This window comes from Rhizobium sp. NLR10b (assembly GCF_019685435.1).
Taxonomy (GTDB): Bacteria; Pseudomonadota; Alphaproteobacteria; order Rhizobiales; family Rhizobiaceae; genus Rhizobium.
This window is the reverse complement of the sequence record NZ_JABDWV010000001.1, coordinates 486,494-501,920: the sequence shown is the minus strand read 5'-3', so window position 1 is coordinate 501,920 and position 15,427 is coordinate 486,494. Positions and strand designations below refer to the sequence as shown.

Genomic DNA, 15,427 nt, shown 5'->3' with positions numbered 1-15,427 from the left:
CTTGCCGCCGGATGACGTATGGCGCCCTGGGCTCATCCAGCGCAGGGGCGAGGGCAGCATAACCAATCCCGCCCGTGCCACAAGTGGGAAAACATATTCCCGCGGGCGGGCGCCGGTTACGGATTTTTCGAAAACGAGGCGGCGAGCAGCTCGGCTGCGGCGACGCCGGTCTCGTAGGCGCCGTGCGCCGTCGAATAACGCGCATGCGAACAGGCTTCGCCGGCAAAGAAGATCCGTTCGTCATGCGGTGCGGCGAGGATCGCGCGCAAATCGGAGGCGCCGGGCTCGGCATAGGAATAGGAGCCGCCGATATGGGGTGTAGCGGCCCAGGCCGAGATCGCCGCCAGCGACAACTGCTTGCGGATGTCCGCGCCGAATTGCCCCGCCATCTCATCGGCGGCGAAGGCAAAGGCGGCTTCTTTCCCTGCCCGCTCCAGATCATGCGCGAGATCGCCGGCAAAATAGGCCTCGACGACGGCAGCGCCGAACGGCCGCAGCTGATAGGTGCCGGTCGCACCGCGACTGGTCGATCCGAGCATATGCGTATCTGCCGGCAACGCGTCCGGATCGGCGAGGCTGAGGAAAATCTTGTCGGCGAGCCCCAGCGGCAAACGAGCTGCCGCTTCAATCTTGTCGGGCAGGGGAGGATCGAACGCGATCCTGCCGGCGGCAAGCATATTCGTCGAAACGGTGACGAGCACCGTCCCGGCGGTGATCATCCCCTTGTTCGTGTCGATACTGATACGGCCGGCATGGCGGTGATCCACGCGCCTTGCTTCGACTCCAAGCCTTGTCCGGACCGGCGCGCCATAGAGCGAGATCAATGTTCCATAGCCTTCCCGCACCCGCCAGTCGGGACCGGCGCCGGGATCATATCTGTTGTAGTCGACGATCGACGAACGCTCCAGTTCGGCGCCGGTGATATAGGTGCCGATTGCCCGGATCTGGCCGTTCCAGCGACTACCGGGCTGTAGCTTTGCTGCCATGTCGCGATCGTTGCCTTCGTGGCTTTCTAGGCGTTCGAAGTAAGCGCCAATCGCCTGCTGCGCGGCTTGGCTCTCCGCATCGTCCCGCTGAAGCCGCCGCCCCCCGTTCCAGGGCGCCGGCGAGCGGTCGACCGTCAATCCGACCTCACCGGCAATCGCCGTCCAGGCATTGGTCCGCGCCCCATGCAGCCAGCCGCAACCGAGATCGAAACCGAGATCGCCGGTTCCGGGCAGCCCGACCGTCCAGGCCCGGCCACCGAGACGGTCGCCGGCTTCGAGCAGGAGGACGGAAAGACCGGGACGGACTGCCAGCAGGCGGCGGGCAGCGGCAATACCGGCAGCACCGGCGCCGATGATGACGACGTCTTCGTCCGCGTCCTTGAAGTCGTCACGAGGCATGGTTTCTCCTTCCGCCGCTGACACTCAGCTAAACTTTCCTGTCCATGAAAGGCAAGGGCTGGGCATAGCGCGCCGCGGGCGATGGATTCGCCCGCGCCTCCGTGACATACAAGTTCGATGAGCGTGCACAGAGATTCGCAACTCGACATGTTTGCCAAGCCATCGCCCGCAATGGCCGAGGCACGCGGCCCGGCGCGCCGGCGGCCGTCACCGCCGGCGGCCCGCTGCGATGAAGACATGGCGCGCGCGCTCGAGGAGAGCGGCAATTATCGCATCCTGAGGAAACTTGCCGCCCGGCCGGTCGCGGCAGCGAGACAGCCGCAGTTTTCGCGGCTCGGCGTCATCCTCGATACCGAGACGACGGGCCTCAACTACCGCAGCGATGAAATCATCGAAATCGGCGCCGTCGCCTTCACCTTCAACGATGACGGCGCGGTCGGCGATGTGGTCGGCATCTATGGCGGTCTGCAGCAGCCGTCCAGGCCGATCCCGCCCGACATCACCAGGCTGACCGGCATTACCGATGCCATGGTCGAAGGACAGATGATCGACATGCCGTCGCTGAGTGCACTGATCGAACCGGCGGACCTCATCATTGCCCATAATGCCGGGTTCGACCGGCCGTTCTGCGAGGCCTTCTCACCCATCTTCACCGGCAAGGCCTGGGCGTGCTCGGTTTCGGAGATCGACTGGAGCGCCCGCGGCTTCGAGGGCACCAAGCTCGGTTACCTCGTCGGCCAGGCCGGCTATTTCCATGAAGGCCACCGCGCGGTGGACGACTGCCACGCACTCCTGGAGATCCTGGATCGACAGCAGGGCGACGGTGAAAGCCCCTTCGCCGAGCTGTACCGCGCCAGCCAACGCTGCCGCGTCCGCATCTTTGCCGAACACAGCCCGTTCGAGATGAAGGACCACCTGAAGGCAAGGGGCTACCGCTGGTCTGATGGAAGCGATGGCCGCCTGAAATCCTGGTGGATCGAAGTCGGCGAGGACGATCTCGGCGACGAGCTTTCCTATCTGCGTTCGGAAATCTATCGGTGGAAGGAGGCCGATCCGCCGCTCGTCCGGCTGACGGCCTTCGATCGCTTCAAAGCCTGAGATCGGCCGCGGCCCATCAGAACCCATGCAGTTATCGCATAGGTGCAGTGATGCATTGGCGCTGCAACAACCGGGGGTCCCGTATTATATAGAACTCATCGAAGCAACCGAAGCGCCAAGGACTGGCAGCTAGGCTTCGAAAGCCCACGGAAAGGGGATCATCATGAACGTAGCACGCTCTTTCAACAACTGGCGCAAGTACCGTCAGACGGTCGCTGAACTGGGCCGTATGTCGACGCGCGAACTGGACGACCTCGGCATCGGCCGCGGCGAAATCCGCACCATCGCCCGTGCGGCCATCGCCCGCTAACGGCCAGACAGACCACCACCTTCGACATTTGGCCAGCGCCTGCTTCCTCCCGAGCGGGCGCTTTGCTTTTTGGGCTTGCCCGTCAGATGGCGAGCCGCCCGCTTTTCGCATAACGCATAGCTGCCCTGCAAAGAAATGCCTATCATCTGAGCAGAAAATAAGTATGATTATTTCATCGAAGCGGTGCACCTCCTCCCGCATCCTTCGACCATGCAGGCGCCCCATCCTCCTCCCAGGGTCGCTTGCGGGAACGGCAGCACTCCTCCTCCCAGCTGTCGTTCGGTTTTTATCGAAAGCCTGCCGCACCTCCTCCCGCGGCAGGCTTTTTTCGTTTTGGCCGAGGAATGTGCGGCCGCGCCGAAAGCGGCCCCTTACGATCCCTTCACGTCTGCTCAGCCAAGTCCCGGACAAACGTGTTGACACCAAACTTGTCGTACAACTATGTAACCAGACGGATACCGCCGCAGCGGAGGACGCCTGATGGATCGGCTTGCGCAATAGCGACGATGCGTGACGACAACGAAGCTGAAGGAAAATTGACATGCAGATCGACGTGAGGCACGCCTCCCATCCCGAGGCCGTGCGCGAATACGACACCGAAGCGCTGCGGCGTCACTTTCTGGTCGAGACCGTTTTCGCAGGCGGCGAGATCCGGCTGACATATTCCCATTACGACCGGATGGTCATCGGCGGCGCCACGCCGCTCGGTGTCGCGCTGACGCTGACGGCGCCGACGGCGATCGGACAGGAAACCTTCCTCGCCGAGCGTGAACTCGGAACCTTGAACATCGGCGGCGCCGGCCGCATCATCGTCGACGGCACGAGCTACGACCTTGCCAAATATGATTGCCTCTATGCCGGCAAGGGCGCCAAGGACATCCGGTTCGAAAGCCTGGATGCCGCCAATCCGGCGAAATTCTATCTGGTCTCGACGCCGGCCCATCAAACGCACCCGACCGTGCTGCTCACCCGCGAAAAGGCTCGTCACCTGACGCCCGGCGAAGCCGCGACGGCCAACAAGCGCTCGATTTACCAGTTCATCCACCCGGAAGTCTGCCAGTCGTGCCAGCTCACCCTGGGCTTCACCATGATCGAGCCGGGCAGCGTCTGGAACACCATGCCGGCCCATACGCATGACCGGCGCATGGAAGCCTATCTCTATTTCGATCTCGAATCCGACCAGCGTGTCTTCCACTTCATGGGCGAGCCGCAACAGACCCGGCATATGCTGGTCGCCAACGAGCAGGCGGTCATCTCGCCGCCCTGGTCGATCCATTCGGGCGCCGGCACCAAGAATTACAGCTTCATCTGGGCGATGGCCGGCGACAACAAGAGCTTTACCGACATGGATCATATCGCCATCGCGGATCTGAGGTGAGCACCGTGGCAAATCCCTTCGACCTCTCCGGCCGGACCGCCGTCGTCACCGGCGCCAATACCGGGATCGGCCAGGCGATCGCTGCGGCGTTGGCCGAGGCCGGTGCGGCGATCGTCGCCGTTGGGCGCTCCTCGATGGAGGAAACCGAGGCGCTGGTGAAGCAGGCCGGAAGCCGCTTCCATGTCATCAAGGCCGATCTTGGCACCATCGAACCGGTCAAGGGGATCGTCGCCGAGACGATCCAGACCTTCGGCGGCCTCGACATTCTCGTCAACAACGCCGGCATCATCCGCCGTGCCGATGCGCTCGACTTCACCGAGGAAGATTGGGATGCGGTGATCGACGTCAATCTGAAGACGGCCTTCTTCCTGTCGCAGGCGGCCGGCCGCCATATGGTCGGGAAGGGCAGGGGCAAGATCATCAACATCGCGTCGCTGCTCTCCTTCCAGGGCGGCATTCGCATCCCGTCCTATACCGCCTCGAAAAGCGGGCTTGCCGGACTGACGAAGCTGCTCGCTTGCGAATGGGCCGGCAAGGGCGTCAACGTCAACGCCATCGCCCCCGGTTACTTCGTCACCAACAACACGACGGCGCTGCGTGAGGATCCCGATCGCAACGCCGCCATCGTGGCCCGTATTCCGGCGGGACGCTGGGGAACGCCGTCCGAACTTGGAGGTGCCGCCGTGTTCCTGGCATCGCCTGCATCCGATTACGTGCACGGGACGGTGCTGCCCGTCGACGGGGGCTGGCTGGCGCGGTAATCGCTTTCGTCGACCGGCGAAACACAGCGTCTCGGCCCGCGTCGTTTTGCCTTTCCGGCCGGCATGCGCTAGCAAAAGCATACCGGCCGGCGCAGCCGCCCCGACAGGCAGGATATGACAAGGAATGACGGACAAGGACAACGCGCTCTTCACCACCATTCGCCAGCCGTCGAACCTGCGCAGCAACCTTGCCGATACGCTGACTGCGCAGATCGAGTCCGGTGACCTCAAGCCGGGCCAGCGCCTGCCGACCGAACAGGCGATCATGGCGGCGACCGGCGTCAGCCGCACGATCGTGCGCGAGGCGCTCGCGACCCTGCGCGCCAAAGGACTGATCACCACGCACCAGGGGCTCGGGGCTTTCGTCTCGGACGATCCGACACCGAGATCCTTCTCTATCATTCCCAATGACCTGCAGTCGATCGATGAGGTTCTGCGGGTGCTGGAGCTGCGCATGGGGGTCGAATATGAGGCGGCCGGTCTTGCCGCGCTGCGGCGCACGCCGGAAGACATAGACCGTATGCAGGACCGGCTCGATGCGCTCGACAGGGCGCTCGAAGAGGGTGGATATGGCGCAGAGGAAGATTACGCCTTCCACCGGTCGATCCTGGTGGCGACGCAGAATTCCTACTACGGCCGCCTCTTCGATACGTTCGGCAACATCATGGTGCCGCGGCAATGGGCACGCTTGGACAAGATGACCGCGGCGGAGCGCAAGCGCCATGCCGCTCGTATGCGTAGGGAACACCACGCCATATTCACGGCGATCCGCGACGGCAACGAAGCGGCCGCGCGCCGTGCCATCCGCAGCCATCTGTCGAAGAGTGCTGCCCGGTTCGAGGAACTGCGCGACGCGACCGGCCTGTCCTGAACGTTCGCATCTTGAGGGCGTTGCGTGATTTCCCGCTGAACAACGCAAATGAAGAAAAGCGTTACATGCCGCCTTCATCAGATAGCCAAATGCGCAGTTGGCCGACCGGCTTGAAACCCAGTTTTGTCATTTCGTCCAGTGCTGCACCACGCTCGTATCCGACAAGCGGCAGATCGGGTGAAAAGGCGACAGTGGCCAAGGAGACGGCATCCCGGAAGACCTGCGGCGTGCCAGCCAAGCTAAAGATGTTGGAGATCCCGACAGCCTCGGGTGATCGATTTACGATGCAGCCCGCGTCAAAGCCGTCGTCGGCCCATCGGCCATAGATGTGTATGTCCGGATCGGAAAGCAGACCCAGTGTGAAGACGTCGGCATCTGTGGGGCTACCCGACTCTTTCCACGAATGTTCCCAGCGTTGCAGGGCCGCCGCATCGCGAATGCGTACCCACTCCTGGGGCGCACGCGCTGAAATTTTGTGAGGTTCGGCCCAAATCCACGATGCGGAAAACAACAACTGGAACCCTTTGTCGACGAGATTGAACCGGGAAAACCCGTCTTTGAAACCGGGGCGCCGTCCCAGCCGATCTGTCAGCCAACCGATTTCAACCAGCTGTTCCTCCGTTGCATCCGGGTCAAGTGTTGTCATGTTGGAATAGTATGGCGGTGCAATCGCGTCGCTTGACCAAAATGCGTTGGTTCGTTGATCAGGCAGTCCATGGGCACGGAAAACCGCCTGATACAGATCTGCATTGTTAGCGGCACAAATACGCGCCTTTTCGGCATCGGACCATGCCCTGTGTTTCAGGATTTTGCTTTGTGAGGAGTTGCCTGTCATAAGAAACCCTGTCGCTCGGATCTGCTGATAGCGGCCCCGGGGGCGGGCTGCGCAAGCTAAGGCGCGGAAACCCTCGTCCTGCCGAGGAACACGGGCCGCATAGGATGCTCTCCAGCCGTTCTCTCTTGCCGTTGTTTAGGGTTCTCTCAACGCCATTTTCATCTTCGGCTTCCTCAACCGCCGCCAGGCGCTATGATCCGTTTGCAGAGCGACGGCGGCGTGCGCCGCCGGCAGAAGCGGTTTGCGGCGGCGCCGGCCGAAGCGGCGTTTGAAACCCAGGATATTTTCGACGAAGCTCCTGGTGTAGAGGCCGGGTCCGCTTGAATAGATGCGCCACCCGCCGTCGACGGCGATCTTGCCCGTCTTGACGCGCGCCCAGTCATCCGCCGCCTGATAGCGGTCGTGGAAAGCCGCGTCGCTGCTGCTGAAATAGGTATTGCGCTGGCGCAGTGAAGCGTGCGGCAAGACCGTCGTGACGGCGATCGGATTGACGATGGCGACCGCCTTCCACAGCTCCTCTGCCGAAGCCTCCAGCGCGAGCGTTTCGCAATAGCGCAGATGCGCGTGCACATACATCAGTCCGATCTCGCGGCCGAAGAAGGACGAGGATTCGGCCCGGCGAAAAAGCGTTTCGGGCCCGCCGGCGTAGCTCGCCGGCTTTTCCATCAGCCGCGCGCCATCGGGGAAGAGCAGATGCTCCTCGATCAGCCGCATATGATGCCGCCTCTGCGCCGGCGTGAACAGCTTGCCGAGCATGGCCTGCGTCATCGAGATCAGCGAAAAGGAAAGGCCTGTGCGTTTGTCGCTCGGATGCAGCAGAAATTCGACGCCGTCATGGGCGGGATCGAAGATGCCGTAGCCGGCAACGACGCCGTCGCGCACGAGATGACGGTTGAAATCCCGGCGCATCGCGGTTGCAATCTGCCGCAGAGCCTTTGCCTTGCCGCTCTGGCCGCGCCGGCGCAGGATGGCGGAATAACGGACGAACTGCTCATAGAGCAGAGCAACGGTCCAACTGCTGACCATCCAGTCGCGCAGATGCGGATCGGCCGGCTGCAGGGAATCGTTCCAGTCTCCCTCGCCATAGCGGATCAGATGCGTTCCCGGGATGAACTGTGTGCGGACGGTATCGAGCAGCTTCTCGACGTGAGAGGCGATGGCGTCGGCCTCGGGCGCGTTCTGCATGGTCTTTTCATCGCGCCAGGAAACCTTCTCGTCGAGAATGGCGAGATCGCCGGTCGCTTCGATATAGTCGCAGAGCGCTTTCAACGGCCAGACGATGACGTCGCCGTGACTGTCGCCCGCCCGGATGTTGGCATAGGGCTCCAGCATGAACCATTGCGGCCAGTCGCCTCCTTCCAGATATTGTTCGCTGAAGACGGTCTTCACCACCTCCCTGGCTTCGCGGTCGTGCTCGTAAGCGAGCAGGAATTCGATCGGCCCCTGGCAGGCATCGCGCGTCCCCCAGGCCGCACCCGTATATTGTTCCAGGCCGTGTGGTACGCTGAGATGCACGATGGCGTCATGCGCAAGCCAGGGCAGAAGGGTCGTCTGGGCAGCGAGATCGGGCGAAGGATTGTCGATCCTCATGCCGCGCACGACGTTGCGCCAGAATGCCGATGCCGGCGCAAGCATGGCCTCATCGGTGACGCCGGCCTCATAACGGCGCGCCAGCCGTTCGGCTTCTTCGGCATCGGTCATCGAACCGACGACGGCAAAGGAGAGCGCCAGCGTCGGCCGGGACTTGAGCGCGATGAAGGCGCCGTTGCGTGCAGCGCCATCGGCATAGAGCAGCTCGTCGCCGCCGATCTCCTCGATGGCGTCGGGCGTCGAACTCACCAGCCAGTAAACGGCATCGGGATAACGCTCGCCCCAGAGCCAGGCCGGGTCCGGCCGGAAAGAGATGCGTTTGCGGCCGGGATCGAATTCGATCTGCCCGCCGGCGTCATATTCGCGCTCCCCGAGCACGACATGGCCGAACACCAGGAAGCGGCACGGCTTGCCCTCCACCGACACGCTCCACTGCATCGCCGCATCCTCGCCGGAAGCGATCGCCGTGACGATGATCCTGCGATCCCGGCACTGATAGATCCAGCGGCAGTCGCTCAGTCCCATCTCGAAGGCCGATGGCACCGCCAGAAGCCGCCAGCCTGCGTCGAGATCGGCCATGATGCGCAATCCGCTGGCGTGCATCAGGTTGTAGGGATCACGGGAGACGGAAAAAAGCTTGTGGAAGGATGTATTGCCGATCGTCAGCTGCGCGGCGAAAATCCCTTGCATCCAGCAGGTGGCGGCAAGGGTTGAATCGTCGAGCAGCATGTTTTGACCGCTTCGCACGATGGCGCCATGGCGCCGCGCGACGATGAATTCCTTGTCGCGCAGGACGACGTGGCGGTTGAGAACGCCGTCCGGCACGAAAAATGAAAGAAGCCTTCCGTGCGCGCGCTCCTCCAAGGTCCGCTCCGGATAGAGCCTTCGGATCGCCTTCAGGTCCAGCGCCTCGGCCTCCAGCAGGGGCGCATCCTGGAGCAGGCTGCGAACGGCCGCGGCCGCCTCCGGATCGGCGGCTGCACTCTCCGGCGCCGCGAACCCGTCGAGCCGCGAGAGGTCGGCATCGCTCGAGGCCTCGGGGTGATCGGCGGCGAACAGAGCAAAGAAACTCGCAGTCGCACCGCTTGCCGGTACGGAGAAGGATTTCGACTGAATGGCCGGACAGGCCGTCTCCTGCTGCCGCCGTTCGCTCGGAAGGTTGGTGCCGAAGGAACCAACCAGAAGGTCGCCCTGCCGATGCTTCGCCTGCACCAGCTGGATCGCATCCGTGGCATAGGCGGCCGCGCCATCGAAGCACCCCTGGATGAGCCAGGGATTGCGGGCGCCCGACTGCTTGAGATTTTGCCGGTTCATGACGACGGGGCCATATGTCTCGTGATCGGCGATATGGTGATCGACATATTGCGAAGCATAGGCTTCGCTGTTCATCAGAAAACCGCGATCGCCGAGACCGACGTCCTGGACGAGCACCAGATCCACCGGCAGCGCTCCCTTCTTCGAATGCTTGAACGTGACGCGCCAGAACCAGGCCGTCTCGGAGGGATGCAGCTCGAGGCGGACGGTGTAGCTGATATCGCCGGCCTTGCCGCTCCAGGAAAAGCCAGTCGCATCGTGCCCGAAGCGGCCATCGGCGCGAGGGCCGACGATCTCGACGACATCAGGCTTGGCGCCTCCGATGCGCAGATAAAGGCGGCCGATGCCGCCGTAGAGCGGCGAGCCCTGGATCTGATTGATCTGCACCGCCCCTTTGTCGTCGGCATATTCGATGGCAAACAACGTGCCGTTCGGCAAAGCCGATATCGACAGGCCGGACCCGTTGCTGATCGCAACGAGACCCAGCTCTTCGCGTCGTGGCATTTGCAAACTGCGCTTGAGGTTCGGGGCCATAAAGATCTCGTCGATTGATGTCAGAGGGGAATCAAAGGATGGCGCAAAAAGATTGAGAGAAATCTTACCGATGATGGGAAGGTCGACAAGGTGCCGCAGCTGATGAACGCACATGAGGACGCTGCAAAAACCGGCTCAAAGCGGAACAGAAAGCGAAAGATATCAGGGTGCGCAAATGGCTATCGCCACTTCTCGATGAGAAATCCCGATGGTCCCTGAACGGGATCGGTATCGGGCAGGGGCACTGACGAGATTTTCGCCAGCATTTCACTTGAAGCAGCCGAAGTCTGAATGTCGGCATGCTGCCCCTTGGGATAAGCCCCGATGACCTCGAACTCCGACGTGCAGCCGAGGTTTTGGTGCCCGGTTCCGGCTGGAAGCACCAGACAGTCTCCCGCCGTGACTTCGAGCGCTCGACCGCCGGGACCGCCGATCAGCAGCGTGGCGCTGCCACGTGCAATGCCCAGCACTTCATGAGCACCGGAATGGTAGTGCTGATAATCGAAGACACCGTTCGTCCAGATGCCGGTCCAACCGTTTGCCGCGAAGCGATCTTTGAAATCGCGAGGTCCACCGTCGGCAAAGACATCCCGGTAAAGCAATACAGGAAGGCGTGGGTTGTTCGGAACCCAGTCGCTCTCATCGAAAATAATCGTCTCGGTGTTCATGCTGAATTCCCACGGTAGGCGATGATGGCCTCAACAGGATAATCTGCGAGCCATCGGTGCTGGTGAGCGAGTTCGGTGCGTCTGCCATTGAACTCATCTCCGCCAATGGCTTCAAAAGGCTAAACTTTGGCGGCCGCCGGCGGTTCCCTCACACGCTGGAGCCTCGCTATGCCAAAAAGACACTTTTTGGCTGGCGAATTGGCTTAACGCTCAGTAAGACCGCTCTTTTTGAAAGAGGGCAACATGCGGAAATTATTATCGATTCTATTCAGCACAGTCATCGTGGCGGGAACAGCGCACGCTCAAGCGAGAGTTCAGGCCACCCACAGCAATCGCCTGATCGAAAGCTATCGCGCGTATATCGGCGACGCTGATCTTTACAATTCAAATGGGGCTAGACTTACCCAGCCGTGGCAGATCATCCGACAAGACAGGGCGAATTTCCATCAGTACCATGTGCGCGATCATGACGATCAATCGGACTCATTCTTTGCCGATCCGGCAAATCGCCAAGCTCTGGAGCAGATGCTTCGGAACGGAACGATGACGCGAGGGGCCGCCAATATGATCCTGCGTGGCAATGTATGGATTGACGTTGATATCTACGGTGACCAAGGAACCGGTCGATGGATCGACGTTTCTGTGTCCGATTGATATTTGCCGCAGAAGATAGTCGAGTCGGATCGTTGCCCGGGTCTCATGCCGGCGCTGGCCGCCTGGCGAAAGGGACCGAGAGCAGGGCGCAGCCGGTCAGGACGGCGACGACCATCCAGGCTTCGTTGATCGCCTGAACGCTGGCCGCGGTCTGGACCAGCGGATCGAGCGTCGCCATGGTATCCGCATCGAAGCTGCCGCTATGTCCCGATATGATCTCGGCAGGCGCGCCGACAAACGTGGCCGCCTCGATGTCGCCGGCCTCAAGATGTGCCCAGAGGTCTTGTCCCAGCGGCTCCGAGCGTGTGTAGATGATGGTGTCGATCAGCGCGATGCCGATGGCGCCGCCGAGATTGCGCATCAAATTGAAAAGCCCGCTCGCATCGGGAACGCGATCAGCCGGAAGCGTGCCGAGCGCCAGCCGGGTCGGCGGCAGCAGGCAGAACATGATGGCGACGCCGCGCACCACCTGGGGCCAGAACATCGCGTCGTAATCCGAGCGCGGATCCTGAAACGCGCTCATGCCGACGCCGATCGCAAACAGCGCGAAACCTGCGGCCGACAGCAGCCGCGCATCCATGCGTTTCTCCAGCGCGACAGCGACCGGCGCAGTGACCAGCTGTGCGATGCCCGTGACCAGCATGGTCACGCCGATCTCAAGGGCGTCGTGTCCCCCGATGAAAGCGAGAAAGACCGGCATGAGATAGACCGAGCCGAAAAGGCCGATGCCGAGGATGAAGCTCAGAACCGAGCCGACGAGAAAATTCCGATCGCCGAAATTGCCAAGATCGACGATCGGCCGGCGTCGGCGCAGCGTTCGCGTTATGAACGCGCCGCCCGAGAGAAGGCAGACGGCCAGCAGGCTGAGGACGTAGGCCGAGGTCCAGCCGCTGGTCGGCGCCTCTTTGAGGCTGAGTTCCAGCGCCGTCAGCGCTGCCGCCATCAAGAGGAGCGACAGGCCGTCGAGATGCCTGAGTTCGGACCGATCGGCCTCCTGCCTGGGAAGAAAGCGGGCCGCAAGGATTGCCGAGGCAAGCCCCGGAAGGATGTTGATCAGGAACAGCCAGTGCCAGGAATAGGTTTCGGTCAGCCATCCGCCGACGATCGGGCCGACGGTGGGCGCAAGCACCGCAAGCACGCCGGCAATCGTCGTCGCAAGCGCTTGCCGCTCGTTCGGAAACAGAATGAACACGGCTGAAAACACCGAAGGGATCAGCGTTCCGCCGGAAAAGCCCTGAAGCACCCGCCAGGCGACCAGCGCGCCGAAGCTGCCGCTCGCCGCACAGCCGGCCGACGCCGTCACGAACAGGCTGATGGCGACGACGAACAGCCAACGCATCGTCAAAAGCCGCGTCAGCAGACCGGTCAGCGGGATGGCGACCACTTCGGCGATCAGATAGGCCGTCTGTATCCAGCTCATCTGATCCGGATCGATGCCCAACGCCGACTGGATGGTCGGCAGCGATGTCGCCACCACCTGAACGTCGAGGATTGCCATGAACATGCCGACGCACATGGCCAGGAAGCCGAACCAGACCATGGCGGGCCTTCCATCAGGACGAGCAGCTTCAAGTCGTTCCGACATGCGAGTATCCCGCCAGCGCGGCATCGTCCGATCGGTGAGAAATCTAGGGCTTTCATGTTTGCGATCGAAACGATCGGCATGTCAACCGCCACGCTGCGGCGAAGAATTGATCCAGCGCGCGCAGACCGAGGAGATCGCCACCAGCCGGGCGTTGGTCGCTCACGGTACCTTAATATTAACGCAAATGGGCAAGCCGATATTATTTCCCACATTGCGACACCCCGGCGATGTCATCGGGGGGATTTGCTTAAGTGCCGGGCGGCAGAAATTCCGGGTGGCCGATTGACGGCCCGGCGGGAAACTGGCTATCACTATTAAATCAATTTGATTGACTTCAATCGCCGCTCCGATCCCGGTGGCCGTGCCGGAACGTCCAAAAGCCCCGTTTTCCTCAAAGGAAGAGTGACCAATGTCGACACCGCGACCGAACGCCCTGCGGCTTGAAACCATTTGGAATCCGCCTGCCGAGGGCAAGGAATTCTCCTATGTCCTGCGCCTCAAGAACCTAGGCAGCGAGCCGCTTTCGAGTTTTTCCCTCTGCGTCAGCGGTCCGGGCCGCGTCGACCCCGCCGGACGCGTGGAAGGCGCAACGGTGTCGCAACGGCTTTCTAATTTCACCGAATTCCAGCCGCCGGCCAACTTCGTTCTCGGCGCAGGCGAAACCTGGACGATCTCCGTCTATGCGCTCAGCTGGCAGTTCCGCCACTGGACGGACGGCGCGACGAGTGCCTATCTCGCATTGTCCGATGGCAGCACCATCGTGCTCGGCGTCGGGCCGACACGCTCTTCCGTCAGCAATGCGCCGCTGAAGCGCGGTGCCGAGATCTATCCCGTTCCCGTCAACGCGCCCGTTCCGGTGTCGATCATCCCCTGGCCGAACCGCGTCGCCGTCGCATCGCGCCGCCCGCTGCCGGCGGGTTTTGCGCCGCAGGCGCAGAGCCCTGAAGGGGAGGCGGCGGCAAAAAGCTTCGCGGCGCTGGCGGAGCATCTCTTCGCGGTCGAAGGCATCGTGCGAACCGAGGCCGAAGGCGCGGTTCGTGTCGGCCTGAAGGAGGCTGCCGGCTTCGGGCCGGAGGCCTATCGGCTGAGCTTCGAAGAAGAGGCGATCACGATCGAGGCAAGCAGCCGCACCGGCTTCCTCTACGGCCTCGTCACGCTCGGCCAGATCTGGCGCGGCGCCAGGCTGCACCCCCAAGTTTTCCAGTTTCCCGCATCCGGCGAGATCGTCGACGAGCCGTCGATGGGCTGGCGCGGTCTGCATCTCGATGTCGCACGCCAGTTCTATGGCGCGGCCGAGGTCAAGAAGCTGTTGGCGGTGCTGGCCTGGAACAAGCTCAACCGCTTCCACTGGCACCTATCCGACGACGAGGCCTGGCGCGTGGAGATCGATGCCTACCCGGCCCTGACAGAGATCGGCGCATGGCGCGGCCACGGTCTCGCCGTGCCGCCGCTTCTGGGTTCAAGCCCGGCGCGGACGGGCGGCTACTACACCAAGCCTGTCATCCGCGAGATCGTCGCCCTCGCAAAGAACTTCGGCATCGAAATCGTGCCGGAGATCGATATGCCCGGACATTGTTACGCCATGCAACAGGCGATACCGGAGCTGCGCGACCCGGCCGAAAAAGCCAGCTATTACTCGGTTCAGGGTTTTCCCGACAACTGCATCAATCCGGCGCGCGAACAGACCTACCAGATCGTCGAGACCATTCTCTCCGAACTCATCGAGCTCTTTCCGTTCAAGACGATCCATCTCGGCGCCGACGAGGTTCCCCTCGGCGCATGGTCCGGCTCGCCGGAAGCGCTGGCGCGCCTCAGCGCCATCGCCGGCGACGAGGTTGCCGATGCGCATGCCAAACGGTTGAACGTCGTCACCAACACCCATGGCGCCGACGACATTCACGGCTCGGGCGCCGCCATCCTGCAGGCGGAATTCCTTGAGCGTGTCCAGCGCTTCCTCGCGAGCAAGGGCTGCATCACCGGCGGCTGGGAGGAAGCCGCGCACGGCGACGTCATCGACAAGTCGAAGAGCTATCTCTGCAGCTGGCGCAATGTTGAGGTTTCGGCCGAACTCGCCGAACGCGGCTATCAGATGGTCGTCTGCCCGGGCCAGGTCTATTATCTCGACATGGCGCTGAGGACGGACTGGGATGAGCCCGGCGCCAGCTGGGCAGGAAATTCCGACGCGGAAAAGCTCTACAATTTCGATCCCGTCGGCGGCTGGACAGCGAGCCAGAAACAGCAACTGCTCGGCATCCAGGCCTGCATCTGGTCCGAGCCGATGACGGATCGCGCCGTCTTCGACCGTCTCGTCTTCCCGCGCCTTTCGGCACTTGCCGAAACCGGCTGGACGAAACCCTCGTCCAAGTCATGGGAACGTTTCAAGGCGCTCGCGGGGCTGATGCCGCTGCTCTATGGATTGCAGGAGTCGTAGCGCTCGGAGAAGC

At 62.4% G+C, this 15,427-nt stretch carries 12 protein-coding genes; 7 read left to right on the top strand and 5 right to left on the bottom strand.

Annotation, left to right across the window (positions count from 1 at the left end):
• Positions 1-116 precede the first annotated feature (116 nt).
• Positions 117-1,385 (bottom strand): NAD(P)/FAD-dependent oxidoreductase, encoded by a 1,269-nt coding sequence (locus tag HJB91_RS02350; protein WP_221153394.1) that lies wholly within the window; start codon positions 1,383-1,385, stop codon positions 117-119.
• Positions 1,386-1,502: 117 nt separating this feature from the next.
• On the opposite strand from HJB91_RS02350, the gene HJB91_RS02345 reads away from it, so the two are divergent.
• From HJB91_RS02345 to HJB91_RS02325, 5 genes are all read left to right on the top strand, one after another.
• A complete protein-coding gene (locus tag HJB91_RS02345; RefSeq protein WP_210632414.1) occupies positions 1,503-2,483 on the top strand; it encodes a 3'-5' exonuclease in 981 nt (326 codons plus the stop codon).
• Between the two features lie 163 nt (positions 2,484-2,646).
• Complete coding sequence (locus tag HJB91_RS02340) at positions 2,647-2,793, top strand: DUF1127 domain-containing protein (RefSeq protein WP_064695679.1); 147 nt, start codon at positions 2,647-2,649, stop codon at positions 2,791-2,793.
• 541 nt (positions 2,794-3,334) lie between these two features.
• Entirely contained in the window at positions 3,335-4,171 is an 837-nt protein-coding gene (gene kduI, locus HJB91_RS02335) for a 5-dehydro-4-deoxy-D-glucuronate isomerase (protein WP_210632413.1), read from the top strand.
• On the top strand, positions 4,168-4,932 hold the full coding sequence (gene kduD / locus HJB91_RS02330; protein WP_282615087.1) for a 2-dehydro-3-deoxy-D-gluconate 5-dehydrogenase KduD: 765 nt from the start codon (positions 4,168-4,170) through the stop codon (positions 4,930-4,932). Before kduI ends, kduD begins: the two co-directional genes overlap by 4 nt.
• A 124-nt stretch (positions 4,933-5,056) precedes the next feature.
• Entirely contained in the window at positions 5,057-5,803 is a 747-nt protein-coding gene (locus HJB91_RS02325) for a FadR/GntR family transcriptional regulator (RefSeq protein ID WP_210632411.1), read from the top strand.
• 61 nt (positions 5,804-5,864) lie between these two features.
• Here the strand turns inward: HJB91_RS02325 and HJB91_RS02320 are convergent, their stop codons facing one another.
• From HJB91_RS02320 to HJB91_RS02310, 3 genes are all read right to left on the bottom strand, one after another.
• On the bottom strand, positions 5,865-6,638 hold the full coding sequence (locus HJB91_RS02320; RefSeq protein WP_221153393.1) for a hypothetical protein: 774 nt from the start codon (positions 6,636-6,638) through the stop codon (positions 5,865-5,867).
• Positions 6,639-6,773: 135 nt separating this feature from the next.
• Positions 6,774-10,076, bottom strand: coding sequence for a GH36-type glycosyl hydrolase domain-containing protein (locus HJB91_RS02315; RefSeq protein WP_221153392.1), 3,303 nt, complete (start codon positions 10,074-10,076; stop codon positions 6,774-6,776).
• Positions 10,077-10,255: 179 nt separating this feature from the next.
• Positions 10,256-10,744 (bottom strand): cupin, encoded by a 489-nt coding sequence (locus HJB91_RS02310; protein WP_210632409.1) that lies wholly within the window; start codon positions 10,742-10,744, stop codon positions 10,256-10,258.
• A 243-nt stretch (positions 10,745-10,987) separates the two neighbouring features.
• Here HJB91_RS02310 and HJB91_RS02305 point away from each other — a divergent pair, with 243 nt between their 5' ends.
• Positions 10,988-11,398: a hypothetical protein gene (locus HJB91_RS02305; RefSeq protein ID WP_210632408.1), complete on the top strand. Its 411-nt coding sequence runs from the start codon at positions 10,988-10,990 to the stop codon at positions 11,396-11,398.
• Between the two features lie 43 nt (positions 11,399-11,441).
• Here HJB91_RS02305 and HJB91_RS02300 read toward each other — a convergent pair whose 3' ends face one another.
• Positions 11,442-12,983, bottom strand: coding sequence for a DHA2 family efflux MFS transporter permease subunit (locus tag HJB91_RS02300; protein ID WP_221153391.1), 1,542 nt, complete (start codon positions 12,981-12,983; stop codon positions 11,442-11,444).
• 409 nt (positions 12,984-13,392) lie between these two features.
• Between HJB91_RS02300 and HJB91_RS02295 the strand changes: the two genes are divergently transcribed.
• Entirely contained in the window at positions 13,393-15,414 is a 2,022-nt protein-coding gene (locus tag HJB91_RS02295; protein WP_221145174.1) for a beta-N-acetylhexosaminidase, read from the top strand.
• Positions 15,415-15,427: the final 13 nt, after the last annotated feature.